This is a genomic window from Streptomyces sp. NPDC005799 (genome assembly GCF_040630525.1).
Lineage (GTDB): Bacteria > Actinomycetota > Actinomycetes > Streptomycetales > Streptomycetaceae > Streptomyces > Streptomyces griseorubiginosus_B.
This window is the reverse complement of sequence record NZ_JBEXXQ010000027.1, coordinates 62,102-81,322: the sequence shown is the minus strand read 5'-3', so window position 1 is coordinate 81,322 and position 19,221 is coordinate 62,102. Positions and strand designations below refer to the sequence as shown.

Here is a 19,221-nt window from a genome sequence, read left to right as displayed (position 1 = left end):
CCCCTTCTCCGTTCAGCCGCGGAACGCCCGTCGCGTAATACCCTGGGAGCGTAGGCAGCCGTTACTTATCCCACCCATGACCATAGAGCGCCTCGGTAAGGACTACAAGTGGAACTGGCCTATTACTCGGACTACGCCGTACGCCTCGTGAACACCGAGGAGCCGGCCCGGGGCAAGGACTCCCTGACCTCCATCGAGGCGGTCCGCGACCTCTTCGGCGCCAACCAGTCGGCGGCCCGGCGGGCCACCGACGCCGACGTCACCCGCTTCCGTTCGGTCCGGGCGCGGCTGCGGTCGGTGTTCGAGGCGGCGGACAAGGGCGACGAGACGCTGGCGGTGGACCTGCTGAACTCGCTGCTGCTGGAGTTCCCCGTGAGCCCGCAGATCTCCGGGCACGACCACCGCGACGACGACGGCCGTCCGCTGTGGCACATGCACCTGGCGGACCACCCCTCCAACGCGACCGCGGGGTACGCGGCGATCGCGGCGATGGGGCTGGCGTTCCATCTCACGGAGTACGGCGTGGACCGGCTGGGCCTGTGCGAGGCGACGCCGTGCCGCAACGCCTACCTGGACACCTCCACCAACCGCTCGCGGCGCTACTGCTCGGACCGGTGCGCCACCCGGGCGAACGTGGCGGCCTACCGCGCCCGCAAACGCCTGGAGGCCGACCGGTCGGACAGGACGGGCCTCGCGGCCGACCACGCCCAGCGCACGAGCGCGAGCGGCGAGCGCCGAGGGGGCAGCGGGCGGTAGCGGAAGCGCGCCTTGGCCAGCACCAGGTCCTCCGGGACGGTGCCGTAGTCCGTGCTGTCGCCACCCGCGTAGGCGTTGTCGCCGAGCACCCACCAGCCGCCCTCGCGGCGCTCGGCGGCCCGCTTGACGACGAGCAGGTCCTGCTGGAAGGGGTGTCGCAGGACCACCACGTCGCCGGGGCGGATCCTGGCTCCGTACTGGACCACGAGGCGGTCCCCGTGATGCAGCGTGGGCACCATCGAGGGGCCGGTCACCTCGGCCACCCCGAAGGGCAGCAGCGGCCTTCCGCGCTCGATGTCCTGCGACAGCTCCGGCATCCCCGGCACCTCCCCTGTCCGTTCCTCCACCAGTCTCAGTCTGACCCCGGACTTTTGTCCTAAGCCCCGGGGGGCACTCGCCAAATCGCCTTCTCCAAGGAGTAATGTCGCACCTGAGAAGACGATCACGAGGAAGGAACGCTTCATGCTTTCCCGCCTGTTTGCCCCCAAGGTCAAGGTCAGCGCGCACTGCGACCTGCCCTGCGGTGTGTACGACCCGGCCCAGGCCCGCATCGAGGCGGAGTCCGTGAAGGCCGTCCAGGAAAAGATGGCCGGCAACGACGACCCGCACTTCCAGGCGCGTGCCACCGTCATCAAGGAGCAGCGTGCCGAGCTCGCGAAGCACCACGTCTCGGTGCTCTGGAGCGACTACTTCAAGCCCCCGCACTTCGAGAAGTACCCGGAGCTGCACCAGCTGGTCAACGACACCCTGAAGGCCCTGTCGGCCGCCAAGGCGTCCACCGACCCGGCCACCGGCCAGAAGGCCCTCGACTACATCGCCCAGATCGACAAGATCTTCTGGGAGACCAAGAAGGCTTGATCTATGGCTAGGCCGTTTGACCTGCGGTTTCTCGGGTCACATCGCCTATCTGTCCGCACCCGGTCCGCAGGCCGCCGAGAACGGCGTCCATGACGGTCCGGGTGCGGTCTTCTTCGCCTGGCCACAGGTGTGCGTAGATCCGCACTGGCCGAGGACCAGCTGGACCTGCTTGACGCTCGCACCGCCGGCGATGAGGGCGGAGGCGTAGAAGTGGCGCAGGTCGTGGGTCACCATGTGCGGCAGCTCGACGGGCTTGCGGCCCTCGCGCTCGGCCGCCTCGTTCTCCGCTGAGTGGAGCGTCCTGCGAGCGCAGTTCCACTCCGTCTTCCAGCGACGGTAGTTGAGGGGCTCGCCCTCCTCCATCGTGAACAGCACTCCTTGGAGGGGCGTGCGGCGAGGTGCGTGAGGAGGGCGGAGGCGATCGTGGCAGCGCCGAGAGGTCCCAACTCCCGCCTGCGTGAGGTGATCCAGGGGATCGGCTGCACCTTCGAGGCTCTGGCGAAGGACATCCGGCGTATCGCGGCCGAGAACGGCGAGATCCTCCAGACCAAGAAGTCGGCCGTCTCGCACTGGGTGAACGGCACACCCCAGCCGACCGGACGGACCGGCCAGTACCTCGCTGAGGCGCTGTCCCGACGGGCAGGCCGCCCCATCACTCTGGCCGAGATCGGCCTTCGAGCACCCGAAACTACGGTGGCGCAGGAGCCCGATCCTGTTCTGGCCGCCACCGATCTAGGCCGTGCCGACGTCGAACGCCGCCGTTTCCCAGCCGTGGCTGCCTTCATCACGGCCGGGGTGGCCATGCCGCTCTTCTACGACCACGAGGCCACCGCCCGGATGTTGCGGGCCCGCACCGGCAGCTCGCTGGTCGGGATCGAGGACGTGGAAGTCGTACGGCAGATCACCGCAGCCTTCAATGCGGCTGATGAACGCCTCGGTGGCGGCCACGGCCTGACCACGGTCACGGCCTACCTCGCCGACACCGCCGCGCCCACGAAGACCTGCCCAACGGCATCCTCGCTGGCGCCCCGACGCCCTTGACTGCGCCAGCCACCTCCACCTCGCCACCCACGGCATCTGACCAGGCGACACCCACAACACCGACTTCGCAGTCAAGGACTTTTAAACTTGACCACTTAGACACCACAATGATCACGAAGCCCATGCCTGCCCTGCCATGCGCCCCAACGGGTCACAACCCGAGCAGGCGCACGCCCCCGGAACCTGCAACCGCCCTGCCCGGCGGCCGTCGTCTCGCCAACGGAACGTCGCGCGGGCAGTTCGCACACACCTTGGCGAAGCGAGGAGTTGCCCTGCGGTTGACTGTTGCCGGCCAAACCCAGTCCGTCAGGAGTGCACAGTGGAAGACCTGTTGAACACGCTCCACCTGGCTGTGTTGAGTGCGGCCGAGGCCGGACACAACGCCCTCACCTCGGACATCGGCGACGACCCACAGCGCCTGGCGGCACTCTTGCTCGAAACGACGAGCCTCGCGGCCAACCTCCGCCGCGTCAGCGCCGCCGCTATCCAGGAGTCCCTGGCGGCCACCGCCCCCGCCGTCCCGGACGAGGTCCGCTGGCTGGTGAATCCCCTGGACGGCATCACCGAGCTCCCCGGCTCCGAATGGCGCTTCGCGGTGCGCCCCCACCACGCCATCGGCGTCGCTGCCGAACTTGGCGGCACAATCGTGGCCGCCCATCTCCTCAAGCTGGAGCGCCTCACCCTCGACTCTGCAATCGGCTTCGGCCCCTCCGGTCTCGTCGGCACCCTTCCCGACCTCGACCACCCCGGCGACCTGTCCACGCCCCTGGTCTCCCGGCATCTCGATCCGGCCCAGACACTGGCCATCGCCCTCCCGGTCGGGGGAGAGGACCGGAGCCAGGCACTCCGTCTCCTGGCCGATCTCGCCCCGGCCGTACCGGAGTTCCGCATCTCCGGGTCCCCGCTCTCCGACCTCGCCTCTGTGGCCCAAGGCCAGCATCTCGCCGCCTACCTCGGCCTCGGCCAGGACCCGGACCCGACCGCTCCGGGCCTCGCCGTGGTCCGGGCCTGCGGCGGCGCCGTATCTGAGGGCCGAACCGCGGACGGCCTCCGCGTCGAGATGGGCGGAATCCCCGAACTGGTCGACACCGTGGCGAACTTGCTGATAACTAGATGATCCGTTCGAAAGGAGAGGTCATGCCGCGCAAACTGAGACACGTACCGTCGACGCCGTACGTGCACCTGGTGTCGGACTCCGCCTTTGGGTCGTCCCGGATTCGGGTCGACAGAAACCATCCCATCGGCCTGGAACGTCCCGCCACCGGCGCCCACCGAGCCACACTCTCCTGCGCCACCTGCGGCGACCCCGTCGCGATCACCGTACTCAGCCTCACCGCCACCAAGCTCTGGCGCCTCGGCTGGCTCCTCGCCTCCGGCCTCGGCCTGGCCCTGGTCGTGACGTGCGCCCTGAGCGTGATCGGTACCGGCCCGGACGGCGACGCAATGCCCCTCCTCACCCTCGGCTTCCTGACCGGCATCCTGCTCTCCGTCTACGCCATATTGCACTGGTGGCACGAGGACGGGGTCCGAGGCCCCGGCCTCCCCTGGCGCAGCGGCCGCCACTACGTCCGCCACTTCTGGGCCGGCCCCCGCTGACCCCGCGGAAGGACAACCCGTCGACGAGCACTGATCCCAACACACACGCCTGCGGCATCTGACCCTCGACGCACTACAAGACTTGCTGACGTGCTGGACCGGCACCTGCAGCACCTGCGGCCGCCCCCTCAAAACCGGCAGAACCAGAACCTAACGAAGCACTACTAGGCGGTTTCGTTTGGATCAGCGGGCGGACCAGAGGAAGAGGCCTGCCACATGGAGTCCGGCCAGGTAGATGGTTGCGGTCTTCTCACAGCGGGTGGCGAGCCCACGCCACGTCAGGTGGTTGATGCATCGCTCGACGGTGTTGCGCTGCTTGCAGGTCTCGCGGTCGAGGGCCGGTGGCCTGCCTCGTCGCAGCCGGTGGCCTCGCTGGTCCTCCGGGAACGAAATCACCGCTCGGATGCCGCGCTTGCGGGGGCGGGACTGGGCCGAGTTCTGGCCCGAATGACCGGAGCTGATGTGGGGTAACCCGATGAATACGGGCTCCGGGTGATCCAGGAGTGCCTCCCGTCCTCAGGAGGAGACGTTGGCCCAGGAGAAGACCTCGGCGAAGGTGACTCGTCAGGAGCCGGGCCCGCGACCGTTGAAGGCCGGGACGCTCCGGACCCGGGTGGTGTTCGACGGGGTGACGGTCACCATCACCCGGCGGTTCAGACCCCCGGGGCTATGGCGCACCGCGCGCATCCCACTACCCGAAATACTGTCCGCAGGCTTCTCCAACCACGACGGCGAAGAGACATACTCGTTCCGACTGACGTCGGCCGGCCGGGACCACATCTGGGTCCCGGTGCTCATCCGGCGCGGTGAGCAGAAGGCCTCCTGGGTTGCACTGGCGCAGACGGTCAACGAGGCCTGCGCACAGCGGATGCGCCATGTGCTCGGCTCCACGGTGGGGATGGGGCCCTGGAGCGAGGCAACCTGGCAGCGGGTGGACGAACTGGCGCCCGAACTCACCGCCTGCAAGAGCTGGATCGAGCAGGAGGTGCTGAAGACCCTGTCCGAGCGCCAAATCAACACCGATCCGGGCCTCTCCCCGTCACCGAGCGTCCAGGGGGGGTACCTCGTCGCCTACCAGCCGACATGGTGGGGGTTCCGTCCCATGGCGGGTCTCGGAGGTGACCTCGCCGTCGAGGCCTGGTACGCGCTGATCGAACGGCTGCAGCCGCACGGCGAGGTCACCGGTACGCCCGAATGGACCGACGACGCCTCGGCTCTACTCGCCTGGGGCCATCGGGTTCGACAGGGCGTCAGGGACCAGAACAGAGGACCGGGCGAGCGCCGGATCTGCGGCGACCTGGACGTGAAGCTGAGCGTGTTCCGCACCCGGCCCCTGGACCACACCCGCTTCCCCTACGTCTACCTCGACGCCACGTACTGCAAGGCCCGCGTGAACCACCAGATCGTCTCCCAGGCCGTGGTCATCGCCACCGGCATCACCGAGGACGGCGGACGCGAGGTCCTCGGGCTGATGGTCGGTGACAGCGAGAGCGAGGTGTTCTGGAGCGAGTTCCTGCGCTCCATGCGCGAGCGCGGGCTGACCGGTGTCCGCCTGGTCATCGCCGACCACCACAGCGGCCTGGTCAAAGCCGTCCGCAAGGTCATGCTCGGCGCCGCTTACCAGAGGTGTCGCGTTCATTTCCTGCGGAATGTCTTTGCGGTGATCCCCAAGGACGCCGCCGAGATGGGGGTGGCCGCGACCATCCGCACGATCTTCGCCCAGCCCACTGCCGACGCCGTCCGCGCCCAGCTCGAGACCGTCGCCGACATGCTTGGACGGCAATTCCCCAAGGTTAGGGCGATGCTCCTGGAGGCCAAGGTAGACCTCACCGCCTTCGCGGACTTCCCCGAGCGACATTGGAAGAAGATCCAGTCGACGAAGCCTCTGGAGCGGGTCAACCGGGAGATAAAGCGCCGTGTCGACGTCGTCCAGATCTTCTCCAACCCTGACGCCCTCGAACGCCTCACCACCGCGGTCCTCATCGAGATGCACGACGAATGGATCGCCTTCCCCCGCCGCTACCTCCCCGAAGGCAGTATGGACAACCGACTGGGACGGTACGCCGGGACTTGGCGGTCTTCGGCGGGCCGATCTTCCCGGCCTGGAGGCGCTGCCGCCCGACGCGGAGGGTGCCGGCCTTGAAGTCGACGTCCGGTGGGGCGAGCTGCCGCAGGGTGAGGTTCGTGCGCCAGTACGCGGCGACCAGTAGAACCCTGTCCTCCAGCGGCAGGTTCCATGGCCGGCCCTTGCGGACCGGGCCCGCGCCCTCACGCCGTAGCGCGGTGATCAGCTTGCCGAACCGATTCGGGCTCAGCCCGGTGAACGGGTCTGTCCAGGACGGCTCTGACGACCTGATCACACCTGCCACAGCAAGATCATCCCACTTGGGGCCTCGCTGAGATCGAACCTTGAGGGCATGCTACGGAACCATGAGCAGCTAGAGTGCGGCTGCGACGCGATGAGGGGGCAGGGTGGCCAAGGTCAATATCAGTCTCGACGCCGAACTCGTGGTGGAAGTGATGGTCCTGGCGGGGATCGGCTCGCCCCAGGACGCGATCGAGGCGATCGTGCGGGACTACATCGCCCGCGGCCACCGCACGGAGGCCCGCACCGAGCTCAAGGACCAAAGTCTGCGCGACCTCGACGTCAAGCCGCAAGAGCCGCAAGGCTGAGCCTCCTGCCGCGTGCCGCGTGCCGCGTGCCGCGTGCCGCCGATCAAACCACCAGCCGACGCATCCAAGAGTCCACCGGCACAGACGACGAACAGCAGTTACGGGACAGCCCTTAGTAGACCAAGAAGGCCTGGCCCAGAGCCTGTTCGCCTGAGCCGGCGATCGGTGCACCATCGCAGGTCCACGGGCCCCTTCGGTATCACCAGCGGTCGTGGGCGTCCTCCCCCGCCTCCAGCAGGCCCGCCGCCGCGCCCACAATGCGGGGGTCGGGGCTGCCGACGACCTCCTCGTCCTTGTCGGAGTAGTCGAAGCGGGCCAGCACGCTGCGCATCGCCTCGACCCGGGCGCGCTTCTTGTCGTTGCTCTTCACCACGGTCCAGGGCGCGTGTTCGGTGTCCGTCTCCCGGAACATGGCGACCTTCGCCGCGGTGTAGTCGTCCCAGCGGTCCAGGGACGCCAGGTCCATGGGGCTGAGCTTCCACTGCCGTACGGGATCGACCTGACGGATCGTGAAGCGGGTGCGCTGCTCGCTCTGCGAGACGGAGAACCAGAACTTCACCAGGTCGACGCCGTCGTCCACCAGCATCCGCTCGAACAAGGGGGCTTGGCGCATGAAGCGCCGGTAGTCGTCGTCCGAGCAGAAGCCCATCACCCGTTCCACACCGGCCCGGTTGTACCAGGACCGGTCGAAGAGGACGATCTCACCGGCCGTGGGCAGGTGTTCGACGTAGCGCTGGAAATACCACTGGCCGCTCTCCCGCTCCGTCGGCTTCTCCAGCGCCACCACCCTCGCCCCACGCGGGTTGAGATGCTCGGTGAACCGTTTGATGGTGCCGCCCTTGCCGGCCGCGTCCCGTCCCTCGAAGACGATGACGAGCCGGCGGCCGGTCTCCTTGACCCAGCTCTGCAGCTTCAGCAGTTCGATCTGCTGCAGCCGCTTGTGCCACTCGTACTCCTTGCGCTCCATGCGCTGTGCGTACGGGTAGTTCTCCCGCCAGGTGTCGATGGGCGAGCCGTCCGGGCGGATCAGCACGGGGTCGTCGGGGTCGGTGTAGTCGACCTTCAGGTCGGCCTGCTCGGCCAGCAGGGGCGGGGTCGTCATGCGGTCCTCCTCGGCGTCCGGTGGTGGTTCTCGGCGGCTCAGTGGAACTGCGGCACGATCAGATAGATGCCGTACACCACCACGGCGGCGCAGGCGAGGAAGCACAGCCCGGCCTGGGCCATGCCGACGGCCGACGTGCCGCCGCCCTCCTCGCGGGCGCCCTCGTAGCGGGCGAGGCCGAGGACGCCGAGGGCGAAGACGACGACCACGGCGACGGTGACGCCGATGCTCACCCCGGTCACCTTGCCGAGCGCGTTCCAGTCCAGATCCATCGAAGCTCTCCCTGCCTCAGGCGGCCGTGCCGACGGTGGCCGGCGGTTCGGTGCGGATGGCCACCTCGTGGTGGTCGTTGACGTTGTTCGCGTGCACCGGGTTGCGACGCGAGAGCAGGACGATGCCGCCGGCGAGCGCGGCGCCGACCAGCGCGACGACGACCGTGCCGAAGTTGCCGCCGTGCTTGACGGCGCTCGCCGAAAGGCCGCCGACGAGCGCGGCGGCCGGCAGCGTGATCAGCCATGCGGCCACCATGCGGCCGGCGACACCCCAGCGCACCTCCGCCAGCCGCCTGCCCAGACCGGCGCCGAGGATGCTGCCGGAGGCCACCTGCGTGGTGGACAGGGCGAAGCCGAGGTGGGCGGAGGTGAGGATGACGGTCGCGGAGGCCGACTCGGCGGCGAAGCCCTGCGGGGACTGGATCTCCGTCAGGCCCTTGCCCATGGTGCGGATGATCCGCCAGCCGCCGATGTAGGTGCCGAGGCCGATGGCGAGACCGGCCGAGGCGATCACCCACACCGGCGGGCCGGCGTCGTGACCGAGGGCGCCGGCGGAGATCAGGGTCAGGGTGATGACGCCCATCGTCTTCTGCGCGTCGTTGGTGCCGTGCGCGAGGGAGACGAGGGAGGCGGAGGCGATCTGGCCGAGCCGGAAGCCCTTGGTCACGGACTCCTTCCGGGCGCGGGCGGTGAGCTTGTACGCGAGGTAGGTGGCGATCAGGGCGGCGACGCCCGCCACGACCGGCGAGGCGACGGCCGGGATGAGGATCTTCTCGACAACCTTGTCGAAGTGCACGCCGTGGGAGCCGGCGCCGACCCACACGGCCCCGATCAGCCCGCCGAACAGGGCGTGCGAGGAGCTGGAGGGCAGCCCGACCAGCCAGGTCAGCAGGTTCCACAGGATCGCCCCGACCAGCCCGGCGAAGATCATCCCTGGACTGACGAGGGTGTCGTCGACTATGCCTCCGGAGATCGTCTTGGCGACCTCCGTGGACAGGAAGGCCCCCACGATGTTGAGGACCCCGCTCACCAGCACCGCCACTTTCGGCTTGAGCGCGCCGGTCGCGATGGAGGTGGCCATCGCATTCGCGGTGTCGTGGAATCCGTTGGTGAAGTCGAAGGCCAGGGCCGTGACGATGACGACCGCCACGAGGAACGTGATGTGGTCCATGTCTCCATGGGAGCAAGGGCTTTCGTACAGCAGACGAACTCAAGGCAAAGTGCGCTCCAGGTACAGGCGCCCGACCGGTGAGGATCGTGCGATGCTGACGTGGTGAACCGTGAGGACCTGGTACGTCTGCGCAAGGCCCGCGACCGCATGGACCGCGAGTACGCCGAACCCCTCGACGTGCCCGCCCTCGCCCGAACCGCCCTGATGTCGCCCGGCCACTTCCAGCGGCTGTTCCGCGAGGCCTACGGCGAGACCCCCTACAGCTACCTCATGACCCGCCGGGTCGAACGCGCCAAAACCCTGCTGCGCCGGGGCGACCTCACGGTCACGGAGGTCTGCTTCGCGGTCGGCTGCACCTCCCTCGGCTCCTTCAGCTCCCGTTTCACGGAACTCGTGGGCGAGTCGCCGAGCGCCTACCGGGCCCGCTCGCACGAGGAGAGCGCGGAGATCCCGCCATGTGTCGCACGGGTGTACACCCGCCCGACCAGGACGTAGCGGCCGTACTGACCTTAGGTTGGAAGAATGGACCTCAAACTCAACACGTGTTTCATCGCGGTCGACGATCACGACAAGGCGATGGAGTTCTACTGCGACGTCCTGGGCCTGGAGGTCCGCAATGACGTCAAGTACGAGGGCATGCGCTGGGTGACCGTAGGGTCGCCGCTGCAGCCGGACGTGTCGATCGTGCTGGAGCCGCCGGCGGCGAACCCCGACCTCTCCCCCGCCGACCGGGACGCGATGGAGCAGCTGCTGGCCAAGGGCGTGCTGCGCGGGGTCAACTTCACCACCGAGGACTGCGACGCCCTCTTCGCCCGCGTCCAGGAATCCGGTGCCGAGGTGATCCAGGAACCGATGGACATGCCGTACGGGGTGCGCGACTGCGCGTTCCGGGACCCGGCGGGCAACATGCTGCGGTTCATGGAGCGCAAGGGGTGAGCGGACGGGTCCGGTGGACGTACGCCTTCATCGACCGCCCGGCCGGGACCTTCGCCGCCGCCTGCGCCTTCTGGACGGCTGTCACGGGTACGCGGCTGTCCGGACTTCGCGGTGACGACAAGGAGTTCACCACCCTCCTGCACGACGGGGCCGACGCCTGTGTGAAGGCGCAGGCGGTCGCCTCGGGGCCGGGCGGCGCCCATCTGGACTTCCCGGTGGAGGACGTACGGGACTTCATCGGAGCGGCGCTGCGGCTGCGGGCGGAGTTGGTCGCCGATCACGGCACCTGGGCCGTACTGCGCTCGCCCGCCGGGCAGTTGTTCTGCACCGTGCCCTGGAGCGGTGAGTCGATCCGTCCGCCGGTCGTGCGCGGCAGCCGCCTCGATCAGGTGTGCCTGGACCTCGCGCCGTCCGCGTTCGACGCCGAAGTCGCCTTCTGGAGCGCCCTCTTGGCGGACTGGGAGTCCGTGCGCGGCTCACGCCCCGAGTTCCACGTGGTCAAGCCGCCGCCCGGCCTGCCGGTCCGGATCCTCCTCCAGCGGCTCGGCGAGGAACGCCCGACCACCGCCCACCTGGACCTGGCCTGCGCCGACATCGATGGGACGCGCGCCGAACACGAGCGTCTGGGCGCGGAGTTCGTCGCGCACGGCTCCGGCTGGACGGTGCTGCGCGACCCAGCGGGCGGAGCCTACTGCCTGACGGGCCGCGATCCGGAGACGGGCGGACTGCCGGCCGTGCCCTAGCTGCCTAGCGCGTGCGGATGAAGCACAGGACGGCCGCGTGGCCTTCGGCGTCGGGTGTGGGGGTCGGGCACTGGCTGCGCCAACCCTCCGGAAGCGACGGCGTCGGACTGCTCCGCTCCCATCCCGCCGACGGCGCGGGTTCCTCGGACTCCCGCAGCCACAGCGTGAGACCGCCCCCGACGACGACCGCGCCCAGCCACATCGCCACGGCCCAGCGCCACACCCTCCGCCGCGCTAAGTCGCTCACGTCCACGGCTCCACGGCCACCACGGCGTCCACCGGGATCGGTCCGTACACGTGCGGGAACTCCTCGCCGCCGGGCTCGGGGGCCTCGTACTTCACCGGTATGCCGAGCCGCTCCGGGTCCACGACCAGGACCACCAGGTCGTCCAGACCGTCGAAGAAGCGGGCGGTGCCCGGGAGTTGGGCGCGGGTGGAGAAGTGGATGAAGCCCTCCTCCTGAAGGGTCCGGCCGCGCGTCGAGATCTCGTACGTGCCCTTCGCGCGGGCGGCTTCCCACAGGGAACGTTCGGTGAGGTGCAGGATGTGGTCGGTCATGGGGGTCACGCTACGGCCTCAGACGTGCGGCCCGCCCCTGCAGATAACGCTGCTCGGGAAGGCTCAGGGTGGCCGCGGCGGCCGATTCGTAGGCGGCCCGGGCCCCGTCGTACGCTCCGGCCCGCTCCAGGAGGTGCCCGCGCACGGCGTCCAGGCGGTGCCCCAACCCCGGCTCCAGCAGGGCCAGTTCCGCGAGGCCCGCCTCGGGTCCGTCGACCATCGCGAGGGCGACGGCGCGGTTGAGGCGTTCGACGGGGCCCGGGACCTGGCGGACCAGCACCTCGTACAGCCCGAGAATCTCCCGCCAGTCGGTGGCCCGCGCGGACGGCGCCTCGTCGTGCACGGCGGCGATGGCGGCCCGGAGCCCGTAGGGGCCCGCCGGCCCCCGGGACAGCGCCCGCGTCACCAGCGCCACGCCCTCCTCGATCGCGGCCTTGTCCCAGCGGTCGCGGTCCTGCTCGTCGAGCGGGATCAGTTCGCCGTGCGGTCCGGTACGGGCGTCGCGCCGGGCGTCGGTGAGCAGCATCAGCGCCAGCAGGCCGGCCACCTCGCCGTCGTCGGGCAGGAGCCGGTGGACGGTGCGGGTCAGCCGGATCGCCTCGCCGGCCAGGTCCCGGCGTTGCAGGCTGGTGCCGGAGGTGGCGGTGTAACCCTCGTTGAAGATGAGGTACAGGGTGTGCAGCACGGCGGGGAGCCGCTTCGCCCAGTTCTCCGGCCGCCCGAACCGCACGCCCCGCACCTTCTGCTTGGCCCGGCTGATCCGCTGCGCCATGGTCGCCTCGGGCACGAGATACGCACGGGCGATCTCCGCCGTCGTGAGGCCGCCGACCGCGCGCAGGGTGAGCGCGATCTGGGCGGGCGGGGTCAGGTCCGGGTGGCAGCACAGGAAGAGCAGGCTGAGGGTGTCGTCCTCGCGGGGCCCGCGGTCCGGGCCGGTCGCCAGCGGCGCGGTCAGCGCCACCGCCCGTTCCTCCCGCGCCCGCCGCGCCTCCTCCGAGCGCAGGGCGTCCGTCAGCCGCCGCGAGGCCACCTTGATGAGCCAGCCGCGCGGGTTGTCCGGAATCCCCGCCGAAGGCCACTGCCCGGCCGCGGCGAGCAGCGCCTCCTGCACGGCGTCCTCGGCGGCGGCGAAGTGGCCGTACCGTCTGACCAGCGCGCCGAGGACCTGCGGCGCGTGCAGCCGCAGCAGGTCCTCGGTCTCGGCGGTGGGACGCACGGCGGCTCAGACGTCCGCGGAACCGCTGTCGATGGGCCGGATCACCACGGGGTACCTGCGGGCCCCGGCGGGCTGGGGGCACTCGAGGACGCGCTCGGCGATCTCGGTGACCCGCTCCAGGCTCGCGCAGTCGAGGACCCAGTAGCCGGCCAGCAGTTCCTTGGTCTCGCCGTATGGCCCGTCGGTGATCACCGGCTTCCCGTCGTCGCCCGGGCCGACCAGCCGGGTCCTGGCCGGCTCGACCAGGCCCTGTCCGTCGATCATCTCGCCGGTCTCGGCGAGGTCGTCGTTGAGGGCGCCCATGAAGGCGTACATCGCCTGGACGTCCTCCTGGCTCCAGGCCGGGGAGGTGGCGTTGGCCTTGCCGCGCATGCCCTCGTAGTCAGCCTGCGTGCACTGCACCATGACCAGGTACTTCATGACTCTGCTCCTTCGGCTCGGGCCGCCCGAGGGGGGCGGCTCTCACGGGGGACGTCGGAGCCGGGCCGGACTTCTCGACACGGGGCCGGATGAAATTCCTTTACGGGGATCCCCGTCCGGTCGGTGCATGGTCTGGGCGCGGTCCTCAGGACTCCCCCGCGGCCGGACGCTCCCGTTCGCCGCTCCGCTCGCCGCTCCGGGGAACATACGCATCGCACTCGGCATTGCGGCACGGGCCCGGCCCCCAGACCGGGACCCAGGCGCCGAGTGTCTTGTGGCGCCCGACCACCGTCTCCACGGGCTGCCCACACCGGGGACAGACGTGTTCTGAGCCGTCCATGCCCTCAGGTTAGGCCGCTCACCGCTCGCGCGCGCAGGTACGGACGAGCACGCCGCCACCGAAGCCGGTGGGAACCGCCTCCGGCTACTTCACCGGCCGCGAGGACTGGAACGGGTGACCGCCGACCGCACGGGCTGTCCGGCTCTGCTGGAGATGCGCCTGGAAGCCAGGACGCCGGGCCACCCGGGGGTGACGAGACCGCCGCCGTGCTCTGGCTCGCCGTGCTCGGCCTGATCCTGGAGCACCTCACGCTGCCGGGGGTCCTGGACGGCACACTGCCCGGGGTGCGGGTGCCGGACGGGCTGGTGCGGCGGATCGTGCTCAGGAGGCCCCTGGTTCGCGCCACATCGGCCACATGTGGGGGCCGTCGGGGAGGGCCAGGGGTTCGCCGGCGGGTTCGAAGCCGAGGCGTGCGTACAGGGCGCGGCTGCGGTCGCTGCTGGCCTCCAGGTAGGCGGGCAGACCCTCGCGGTCGCAGCGGTCGAGGACGTGCTGGATGAGGGCCGTGCCGAGGCCCTCGCCCTGCCGCTTCGGGGTGACGCCGATCATCCACAGGTATTCGTGGGCGCGGCCCGTGGGGTGGATGTCCTGGGTGAGCCGGCCGATCAGCTCGACGCGCTCGTTGTCCGGGTCGACGGCGGCACGGAGCTGGGCGGGGCCGTCCTCGTCGGAGTCCTCGGCGTGCGGATCGGCGGGCATCGGCAGCCAGAGCGCGCAGGCGGCGGCGTCCTCGGTGAGGTCGACGCGGCCCTCGGCGAGGACCAGGTCGGTGAAGGCGGCCATCAGCCCGGGGTGCCGCGCACGGCGGTGCTCCGCGCCGGGGAAGACCCAGTTGCTGACCGGATCGTCCTGGAACGCCTCGTCCAGCAGCCGTACGACCGTCTCGCGATCGTCCGCGCCCGCCGCCCGGATCACCACACCCATCTGCCGTCCCCTCGTCTCAACCGACCTCGAACGTACGGGGGTTGAGCCTATCCGGAACGTACGAAGCGGCGGGGCCCGCACACCGTGGGGATGTGCGGGACCCGCCTTCGCCGGAGCCTCGGCGGCCGTGCGGGGTCAGGAGCCGCGCGGTCGCCCCGGTGGGCTCCGGGGTCTGGGTGGGCGCCGGGCTCAGCTGTTGCGCCGGGTCACGAACTCCGCCAGCGTGAGCAGTCCGCCCGCCGCGTCCGGATCGGGGATCGCGCGGGACAGCTCCTGCACCGCGCGGGCCATCCGGTCGGCCGCCTGGACCTGCGCCCAGTCCCGGCCACCGGCCCGCTCGACGGCGAGCACGGTCCGCTCCAGGTCCTCCTTCTCGTACGGCCCCCCGTACAGCTCAACCAGTTCGGCCGCCGCCGGGGTGCCCGAGGTGAGCGCGGCGACCACCGGGAGGGACTTCTTACGGGCCGCGAGATCGGCGCCGGCCGGCTTGCCGGTGCGGCTCGGGTCGCCCCATATGCCGATCACGTCGTCGATGAGCTGGAAGGCGAGCCCGGCCTGCCGGCCGAACGCGTCCAGCGCCTCGACGTCCTCCTGCGCCGCGCCCGCGTACAGCGCGCCCAGTGCGCAGGCGCACCCCAGTAGCGCGCCCGTCTTGGCCTCGGCCATGGTCAGCACCTCCTTGAGGGTGACCTCGCCGGGGTGGCGCCGCTCCATCGCCGTGTCCGCCTGCTGCCCGGCGCACAGCTGAACGACACAGGCCGCGAGCCGGGCCGCGGCCGCCCCGGACGCCGGGTGCGGGTCCTCGGCGAGCAGCCCGAGGGCCAGCGCCTGCAGGGCGTCCCCGGCGAGGATCGCGTCGGCGTCGCCGAACACGGTCCAGGCGGTGGGCCGGTGACGACGGGTGGTGTCGCGGTCCATCACGTCGTCGTGCAGCAGCGTGAAGTTGTGCACCAGCTCCACCGCCGCGGCCGCTCGCACCGCCGCCGTGTCCGCCCCCGGTCCGCCGAGCGCGGCGGCCGCGGTGAGGACGAGCGCGGGGCGTATCGCCTTGCCCGCGTTGCCCGCCGCCGGTGTCCCGTCGGCGTGCTCCCAGCCGAAGTGGTAGAGCGCGATCCGCCGCAGGGCGCCGGGCAGGGAGTCGATGGCACCGCGCAGGGCGGGGTCGACGGCCGCCCGGGCGCGCTCCAGGATCGCCGTCGCCTCGGCCCCGTCGAACCCTCCCCCGCCCTCGAGGCCCTCCCTTCGCCAGGCGGGGTGCCGCTTCGCCTCCGTCAGGAACTCGGCCATGGGGTCCCCCTCGGTCAGTCCGCGGACGGTGGTGCTTCCGCTCGGGCCGATCGCGTACGACCGGGATCTACCCCGGCCGGGCTGCGGGGACACGGCTCCCGGATGGAGAAACGTCACCTCCAGCGGCCGATCTCGATGTTCTCCAGGACCCCGAGCGCGTCCGGCACCAGGACCGCGGCCGAGTAGTACGCCGTCACGAGGTACTTGATGATCGCCTGTTCGTTGATGCCCATGAACCGGACGGACAGGCTCGGCTCGATCTCGTCCGGGATGCCCGCCTGCTGCAGCCCGATCACGCCCTGTTCGGCCTCGCCCGTGCGCATGGCGATGATCGAGGACGTACGGGCCTCGGTGACCGGGATCTTGTTGCAGGGGTAGATCGGCACGCCCCGCCAGGTCGGGATGCGGTTGCCGGCCACCTCGATGGTCTCGGGGACGAGCCCGCGCTTGTTGAGCTCGCGGCCGATCGCGGAGATCGCGCGCGGGTGGGCGAGCAGCAGCTTGGTGCCGCGCCGCCGGCTGAGCAGCTCGTCCAGGTCGTCGGGGCTGGGCACACCGTCGTGCGGCTGGAGCCGCTGGTCGTACTCGCAGTTGTGCAGCAGCCCGAACTCGCGGTTGTTGATCAGCTCGTGCTCCTGGCGCTCCTTCAACGCCTCGACGGTGAGCCGCAGTTGCTGCTCGGTCTGGTTCATCGGCTGGTTGTAGAGGTCGGCGACGCGCGAGTGGATGCGCAGCACGGTCTGGGCGATGCTCAGTTCGTACTCGCGGGGCCTGGCCTCGTAGTCGACGAAGGTGTGCGGGATGTCCGGTTCGCCGCTGTGGCCGGCGGCGAGGTCGACTGCCTTCTCGCCGTACTTGTTGGTGTGCTGCTCGGGGATCGAGCGCACGTGCTGGAGGTGCTCGCGCAGGGAGTCGGAGCGCTCCGCGACCTGTTCGACGTCCTGCCGGGAGAGGGTCAGTACCGTGCACGCGGTGGCCGCGCGGACCGTGCACTCCCAGATGGCGTCCGGGCGGAGCAGTGCCGCGTCGCCGAAGTAGGCGCCGTCGGCGAGCACGCCGAGGACCGCGTCGTCGCCGTAGGGGCCTGTGCCGACCTTCTCCACCCTGCCGTGCGCCAGCAGATGGACCTCGTCGGTCGCGCCGCCGAAGGAGGCGATCACCGAGCCCGGCGCGAACTCCTGCTGCCGGCAGCGCTGGGCCAGCTCCGAGAGCACCTCGTCGTCCTCGTAGTCGCGCAGCGCCGGCAGTTCGCCCAGCTCCGCCGGGATGACCTCCACCCGGTCGCCGGTCTTCACGAACGTGATGCGGCCGTCCCCCACCGCGTACGTCAGGCGCCGGTTCACCCGGTACGTGCCGCCCTGGACGTTGACCCAGGGCAGCATGCGCAGCAGCCAGCGGGAGCTGATCTCCTGCATCTGGGGTGCGGACTTGGTCGTGGTGGCCAGGTTCCGCGCGGCGGCCGTGGCGAGACTCTGCTGCGGCTTGCCCTGTTCCGAACGGACCTCTTCGCCTACCGACATATGAGAATTGCCCTCCCGGTCATGCGGCGGCACGGTCGGAGCCGCCGCATTGCGATCTGCACGGACCAGCCTTCCATCACGGAGCGTGGCGGTGCTATTACACGAAAGAGCGGGGTTGGATCTTCGGATCGGTGGGCACAAAGGAGGCTTTCGTCCAGCGGCCCGACGCCCGGAATGGCCGGATCCGTACCGCGGCCGCAAGCGCCATGTGTAATCGCGTACTCACTTCAGGTAAGAGGACCTGGCACGGGCGGTCGCGTCGGGCGGTCGTCGGCACGGCATGCACGAAGGAGGCGGTCATGGCCTCACCCATGTCCGCGGGCGCCTTTCTGGCAGGGCTAGTGGCGGAGGGCCTCACCGTCGTCGAGGTCGGCGACTGGGAACATCACAACCGCAATCACAAGGGTCCGTGGGGCCCGGTGCACGGGGTGGTGATCCACCACACGGCCACCAGCGGCAGCGAGCACACGGTCGAGCTCTGCCGCGACGGCTACGCCGGCCTGCCCGGCCCCCTCTGCCATGGGGTCATCACCAAGGACGGCACGGTCCACCTCGTCGGTTACGGCCGCGCCAACCACGCGGGCCTGGGCGACGACGACGTGCTGCGCGCGGTGATCGCCGAGAAGGCGCTGCCGCCCGACAACGAGGCGAACACCGACGGCAACCGCCACTTCTACGGCTTCGAGTGCGAGAACCTCGGCGACGGGCACGATCCCTGGCCCCCGGCCCAGCTGGATGCCGTGGAGAAGGCGGCGGCAGCGGTGTGCCGGCACCACGGCTGGACGGAACGCTCGGTGATCGGCCATCTGGAGTGGCAGCCGGGCAAAGTGGACCCGCGCGGCTTCACGATGGCGTGGCTGCGCGAGCGCATCCGGGACCGCCTGAAGTGACGCACCGGGCCACAATGGAGCCGTGACCGGCCTCGACACCCTGCGACCACGCCTCCCTTCCCCTCTACAGGAGCTGTCGGACCCCCGTTTCGACCGCCGTGGTCTGCGCCTTCTCCTCAAGCGGGACGACCTCATCCACCCGGAGCTGATCGGCAACAAGTGGCGCAAGCTCGTGCCGAACATCGAGGCCTGCGGCGGCCGGCCGCTCGTCACCTTCGGCGGGGCCTACTCCAACCACCTGCGGGCCACGGCGGCCGCCGGGCGGCTCCTCGGGCTGCCCACCGTCGGCGTGGTCCGCGGGCAGGAACTGGCCACCCGGCCCCTCAACGCCTCGCTCGCCCGGTGCGCGGCCGACGGCATGCGGCTGCACTTCGTCGACCGGTCGACGTACCGCCGCAAGACCGAACCGGACGTCCTCGCGCGCATGCTGCGCGCGGCGGGCGCGGAGGACGCGTACGTGGTCCCGGAGGGCGGCAGCAACGCGGAGGCGGTGCGAGGCTGCCGGGTCCTGGGCGAGGAGCTGCGCGGGCAGGCGGACGTGGTCGCCCTGGCCTGCGGCACCGGCGGCACCCTGGCGGGCCTGGCCGCAGGCCTGTTCCCCGCCCAACGCGCCCTCGGCATACCCGTCGTCAAAGGCGGCTTCCTCACCGCCGACATAAGAGCCCTCCAGCAGCGGTCCTTCGGCGGCCCCCGCGGCGACTGGACCCTGGACGAACGCTTCCACTTCGGCGGCTACGCGCGCGTGCCCACCGAACTCGACACCTTCGCCGAGGACTTCGAGGAACGTCATGGCGTGGCGGTGGAGCGCCTGTATGTCGCCAAGTTGCTCCATGGACTTGTCGCCCTGGCGGAGGAGGGGGCGTTCCCGCGCGGGACGACGATCGCGGCCGTGATCACCGGGCGGCCCCTCCCGTAGCG

General features: G+C 70.5%; 23 protein-coding genes and 5 pseudogenes. 13 read left to right on the top strand and 15 right to left on the bottom strand.

Going from position 1 to position 19,221, the window contains the following annotated elements; translation table 11 throughout:
* Positions 1-108 precede the first annotated feature (108 nt).
* Entirely contained in the window at positions 109-756 is a 648-nt protein-coding gene (locus tag ABZ453_RS25975; protein WP_359018171.1) for a CGNR zinc finger domain-containing protein, read from the top strand.
* On the opposite strand, the gene sodX is transcribed toward ABZ453_RS25975, so the two are convergent.
* A complete protein-coding gene (gene sodX, locus ABZ453_RS25970; protein WP_359018263.1) occupies positions 642-1,073 on the bottom strand; it encodes a nickel-type superoxide dismutase maturation protease in 432 nt (143 codons plus the stop codon). The genes ABZ453_RS25975 and sodX overlap by 115 nt on opposite strands.
* A 145-nt stretch (positions 1,074-1,218) precedes the next feature.
* On the opposite strand from sodX, the gene sodN reads away from it, so the two are divergent.
* On the top strand, positions 1,219-1,614 hold the full coding sequence (gene sodN, locus ABZ453_RS25965) for a superoxide dismutase, Ni (protein WP_004983535.1): 396 nt from the start codon (positions 1,219-1,221) through the stop codon (positions 1,612-1,614).
* A 7-nt stretch (positions 1,615-1,621) separates the two neighbouring features.
* Here the strand turns inward: sodN and ABZ453_RS25960 are convergent.
* A pseudogene (locus tag ABZ453_RS25960) lies at positions 1,622-2,027 on the bottom strand (tyrosine-type recombinase/integrase); the annotation flags it as partial.
* Positions 2,028-2,037: 10 nt separating this feature from the next.
* Between ABZ453_RS25960 and ABZ453_RS25955 the strand changes: the two are divergent.
* The 3 genes and pseudogenes from ABZ453_RS25955 to ABZ453_RS25945 all read left to right on the top strand — a co-directional run.
* Positions 2,038-2,607 (top strand): annotated as a pseudogene (locus ABZ453_RS25955) (tetratricopeptide repeat protein); the annotation flags it as partial.
* A gap of 367 nt (positions 2,608-2,974) precedes the next feature.
* Positions 2,975-3,772, top strand: coding sequence for a hypothetical protein (locus ABZ453_RS25950; RefSeq protein ID WP_359018170.1), 798 nt, complete (start codon positions 2,975-2,977; stop codon positions 3,770-3,772).
* A 20-nt stretch (positions 3,773-3,792) separates the two neighbouring features.
* Positions 3,793-4,251, top strand: a complete 459-nt coding sequence (locus ABZ453_RS25945; protein WP_359018168.1) for a hypothetical protein — start codon at positions 3,793-3,795, stop codon at positions 4,249-4,251.
* Positions 4,252-4,434: 183 nt separating this feature from the next.
* Here ABZ453_RS25945 and ABZ453_RS25940 read toward each other — a convergent pair.
* Positions 4,435-4,668, bottom strand: a pseudogene (locus ABZ453_RS25940) (IS5/IS1182 family transposase); the annotation flags it as partial.
* Positions 4,669-4,780: 112 nt separating this feature from the next.
* On the opposite strand from ABZ453_RS25940, the gene ABZ453_RS25935 reads away from it, so the two are divergent.
* Positions 4,781-6,394, top strand: coding sequence for an IS256 family transposase (locus ABZ453_RS25935; RefSeq protein ID WP_359018166.1), 1,614 nt, complete (start codon positions 4,781-4,783; stop codon positions 6,392-6,394).
* 13 nt (positions 6,395-6,407) lie between these two features.
* On the opposite strand, the pseudogene ABZ453_RS25930 reads toward ABZ453_RS25935, so the two are convergent.
* Positions 6,408-6,620, bottom strand: a pseudogene (locus tag ABZ453_RS25930) (transposase family protein); the annotation flags it as partial.
* A 103-nt stretch (positions 6,621-6,723) separates the two neighbouring features.
* Here ABZ453_RS25930 and ABZ453_RS25925 point away from each other — a divergent pair.
* A complete protein-coding gene (locus ABZ453_RS25925) occupies positions 6,724-6,924 on the top strand; it encodes a type II toxin-antitoxin system VapB family antitoxin (RefSeq protein WP_133049689.1) in 201 nt (66 codons plus the stop codon).
* 199 nt (positions 6,925-7,123) lie between these two features.
* Here the strand turns inward: ABZ453_RS25925 and ppk2 are convergent, their stop codons facing one another.
* The 3 genes from ppk2 to ABZ453_RS25910 are packed head-to-tail and all read right to left on the bottom strand — an operon-like array spanning position 7,124 to position 9,469.
* Positions 7,124-8,026 (bottom strand): polyphosphate kinase 2, encoded by a 903-nt coding sequence (ppk2, locus tag ABZ453_RS25920; RefSeq protein WP_359018163.1) that lies wholly within the window; start codon positions 8,024-8,026, stop codon positions 7,124-7,126.
* Between the two features lie 38 nt (positions 8,027-8,064).
* On the bottom strand, positions 8,065-8,298 hold the full coding sequence (locus ABZ453_RS25915) for a hypothetical protein (protein WP_356772988.1): 234 nt from the start codon (positions 8,296-8,298) through the stop codon (positions 8,065-8,067).
* Positions 8,299-8,314: 16 nt separating this feature from the next.
* Positions 8,315-9,469, bottom strand: coding sequence for an inorganic phosphate transporter (locus ABZ453_RS25910; protein WP_359018161.1), 1,155 nt, complete (start codon positions 9,467-9,469; stop codon positions 8,315-8,317).
* Positions 9,470-9,571: 102 nt separating this feature from the next.
* On the opposite strand from ABZ453_RS25910, the gene ABZ453_RS25905 reads away from it, so the two are divergent.
* The 3 genes from ABZ453_RS25905 to ABZ453_RS25895 are packed head-to-tail and all read left to right on the top strand — an operon-like array spanning position 9,572 to position 11,148.
* On the top strand, positions 9,572-9,964 hold the full coding sequence (locus ABZ453_RS25905) for a helix-turn-helix transcriptional regulator (RefSeq protein WP_359018261.1): 393 nt from the start codon (positions 9,572-9,574) through the stop codon (positions 9,962-9,964).
* A 27-nt stretch (positions 9,965-9,991) separates the two neighbouring features.
* Positions 9,992-10,405: a VOC family protein gene (locus ABZ453_RS25900; RefSeq protein ID WP_133044583.1), complete on the top strand. Its 414-nt coding sequence runs from the start codon at positions 9,992-9,994 to the stop codon at positions 10,403-10,405.
* Positions 10,402-11,148 carry a VOC family protein gene (locus ABZ453_RS25895; RefSeq protein ID WP_359018158.1) on the top strand — a complete coding sequence of 249 codons (747 nt, stop codon included), beginning with the start codon at positions 10,402-10,404 and terminating at the stop codon, positions 11,146-11,148. The genes ABZ453_RS25900 and ABZ453_RS25895 overlap by 4 nt, the downstream gene beginning before the upstream one ends.
* A gap of 4 nt (positions 11,149-11,152) precedes the next feature.
* Here the strand turns inward: ABZ453_RS25895 and ABZ453_RS25890 are convergent, their stop codons facing one another.
* From ABZ453_RS25890 to ABZ453_RS25870, 5 genes are all read right to left on the bottom strand, one after another.
* Positions 11,153-11,395: a hypothetical protein gene (locus ABZ453_RS25890; RefSeq protein ID WP_359018156.1), complete on the bottom strand. Its 243-nt coding sequence runs from the start codon at positions 11,393-11,395 to the stop codon at positions 11,153-11,155.
* Complete coding sequence (locus tag ABZ453_RS25885; RefSeq protein ID WP_359018154.1) at positions 11,392-11,706, bottom strand: DUF952 domain-containing protein; 315 nt, start codon at positions 11,704-11,706, stop codon at positions 11,392-11,394. The genes ABZ453_RS25890 and ABZ453_RS25885 overlap by 4 nt, the downstream gene beginning before the upstream one ends.
* Before the next feature lie 10 nt (positions 11,707-11,716).
* Positions 11,717-12,922: a sigma-70 family RNA polymerase sigma factor gene (locus tag ABZ453_RS25880; protein ID WP_359018152.1), complete on the bottom strand. Its 1,206-nt coding sequence runs from the start codon at positions 12,920-12,922 to the stop codon at positions 11,717-11,719.
* A 6-nt stretch (positions 12,923-12,928) separates the two neighbouring features.
* A complete protein-coding gene (locus ABZ453_RS25875) occupies positions 12,929-13,342 on the bottom strand; it encodes a YciI family protein (RefSeq protein ID WP_359018150.1) in 414 nt (137 codons plus the stop codon).
* A 145-nt stretch (positions 13,343-13,487) separates the two neighbouring features.
* Positions 13,488-13,682 (bottom strand): hypothetical protein, encoded by a 195-nt coding sequence (locus ABZ453_RS25870; protein WP_359018148.1) that lies wholly within the window; start codon positions 13,680-13,682, stop codon positions 13,488-13,490.
* A gap of 105 nt (positions 13,683-13,787) precedes the next feature.
* Here ABZ453_RS25870 and ABZ453_RS25865 point away from each other — a divergent pair.
* Positions 13,788-14,002, top strand: a pseudogene (locus tag ABZ453_RS25865) (TetR/AcrR family transcriptional regulator); the annotation flags it as partial.
* Between the two features lies 1 nt (position 14,003).
* Here the strand turns inward: ABZ453_RS25865 and ABZ453_RS25860 are convergent.
* From ABZ453_RS25860 to ABZ453_RS25850, 3 genes are all read right to left on the bottom strand, one after another.
* Positions 14,004-14,606 (bottom strand): GNAT family N-acetyltransferase, encoded by a 603-nt coding sequence (locus tag ABZ453_RS25860; protein WP_359018146.1) that lies wholly within the window; start codon positions 14,604-14,606, stop codon positions 14,004-14,006.
* Positions 14,607-14,795: 189 nt separating this feature from the next.
* Positions 14,796-15,893 (bottom strand): family 2 encapsulin nanocompartment cargo protein polyprenyl transferase, encoded by a 1,098-nt coding sequence (locus ABZ453_RS25855; protein ID WP_359018144.1) that lies wholly within the window; start codon positions 15,891-15,893, stop codon positions 14,796-14,798.
* 113 nt (positions 15,894-16,006) lie between these two features.
* The gene (locus ABZ453_RS25850; RefSeq protein WP_359018142.1) at positions 16,007-17,413 is read right to left on the bottom strand and encodes a family 2B encapsulin nanocompartment shell protein; all 1,407 of its coding nucleotides are present in this window, start codon (positions 17,411-17,413) and stop codon (positions 16,007-16,009) included.
* Positions 17,414-17,712: 299 nt separating this feature from the next.
* On the opposite strand from ABZ453_RS25850, the gene ABZ453_RS25845 reads away from it, so the two are divergent.
* Positions 17,713-18,303, top strand: a complete 591-nt coding sequence (locus ABZ453_RS25845) for an N-acetylmuramoyl-L-alanine amidase (RefSeq protein WP_359018140.1) — start codon at positions 17,713-17,715, stop codon at positions 18,301-18,303.
* Positions 18,304-18,325: 22 nt separating this feature from the next.
* Positions 18,326-19,219: a pyridoxal-phosphate dependent enzyme gene (locus ABZ453_RS25840; protein WP_359018138.1), complete on the top strand. Its 894-nt coding sequence runs from the start codon at positions 18,326-18,328 to the stop codon at positions 19,217-19,219.
* Positions 19,220-19,221 lie beyond the last annotated feature (2 nt).

Bases quoted from the DNA above. Each gene is read 5' to 3' on its own strand.
- ABZ453_RS25915 (WP_356772988.1), bottom strand. From the start codon at position 8,298: ATGGATCTGGACTGGAACGCGCTCGGCAAGGTGACCGGGGTGAGCATC.
- ABZ453_RS25870 (WP_359018148.1), bottom strand. From the start codon at position 13,682: ATGGACGGCTCAGAACACGTCTGTCCCCGGTGTGGGCAGCCCGTGGAG.
- ABZ453_RS25855 (WP_359018144.1), bottom strand. From the start codon at position 15,893: ATGGCCGAGTTCCTGACGGAGGCGAAGCGGCACCCCGCCTGGCGAAGG.
- ABZ453_RS25945 (WP_359018168.1), top strand. From the start codon at position 3,793: ATGCCGCGCAAACTGAGACACGTACCGTCGACGCCGTACGTGCACCTG.
- ABZ453_RS25900 (WP_133044583.1), top strand. From the start codon at position 9,992: ATGGACCTCAAACTCAACACGTGTTTCATCGCGGTCGACGATCACGAC.
- ABZ453_RS25860 (WP_359018146.1), bottom strand. From the start codon at position 14,606: ATGGGTGTGGTGATCCGGGCGGCGGGCGCGGACGATCGCGAGACGGTC.
- sodX (WP_359018263.1), bottom strand. From the start codon at position 1,073: ATGCCGGAGCTGTCGCAGGACATCGAGCGCGGAAGGCCGCTGCTGCCC.
- ABZ453_RS25910 (WP_359018161.1), bottom strand. From the start codon at position 9,469: ATGGACCACATCACGTTCCTCGTGGCGGTCGTCATCGTCACGGCCCTG.
- ppk2 (WP_359018163.1), bottom strand. From the start codon at position 8,026: ATGACGACCCCGCCCCTGCTGGCCGAGCAGGCCGACCTGAAGGTCGAC.
- ABZ453_RS25875 (WP_359018150.1), bottom strand. From the start codon at position 13,342: ATGAAGTACCTGGTCATGGTGCAGTGCACGCAGGCTGACTACGAGGGC.
- ABZ453_RS25845 (WP_359018140.1), top strand. From the start codon at position 17,713: ATGGCCTCACCCATGTCCGCGGGCGCCTTTCTGGCAGGGCTAGTGGCG.
- sodN (WP_004983535.1), top strand. From the start codon at position 1,219: ATGCTTTCCCGCCTGTTTGCCCCCAAGGTCAAGGTCAGCGCGCACTGC.
- ABZ453_RS25885 (WP_359018154.1), bottom strand. From the start codon at position 11,706: ATGACCGACCACATCCTGCACCTCACCGAACGTTCCCTGTGGGAAGCC.
- ABZ453_RS25850 (WP_359018142.1), bottom strand. From the start codon at position 17,413: ATGTCGGTAGGCGAAGAGGTCCGTTCGGAACAGGGCAAGCCGCAGCAG.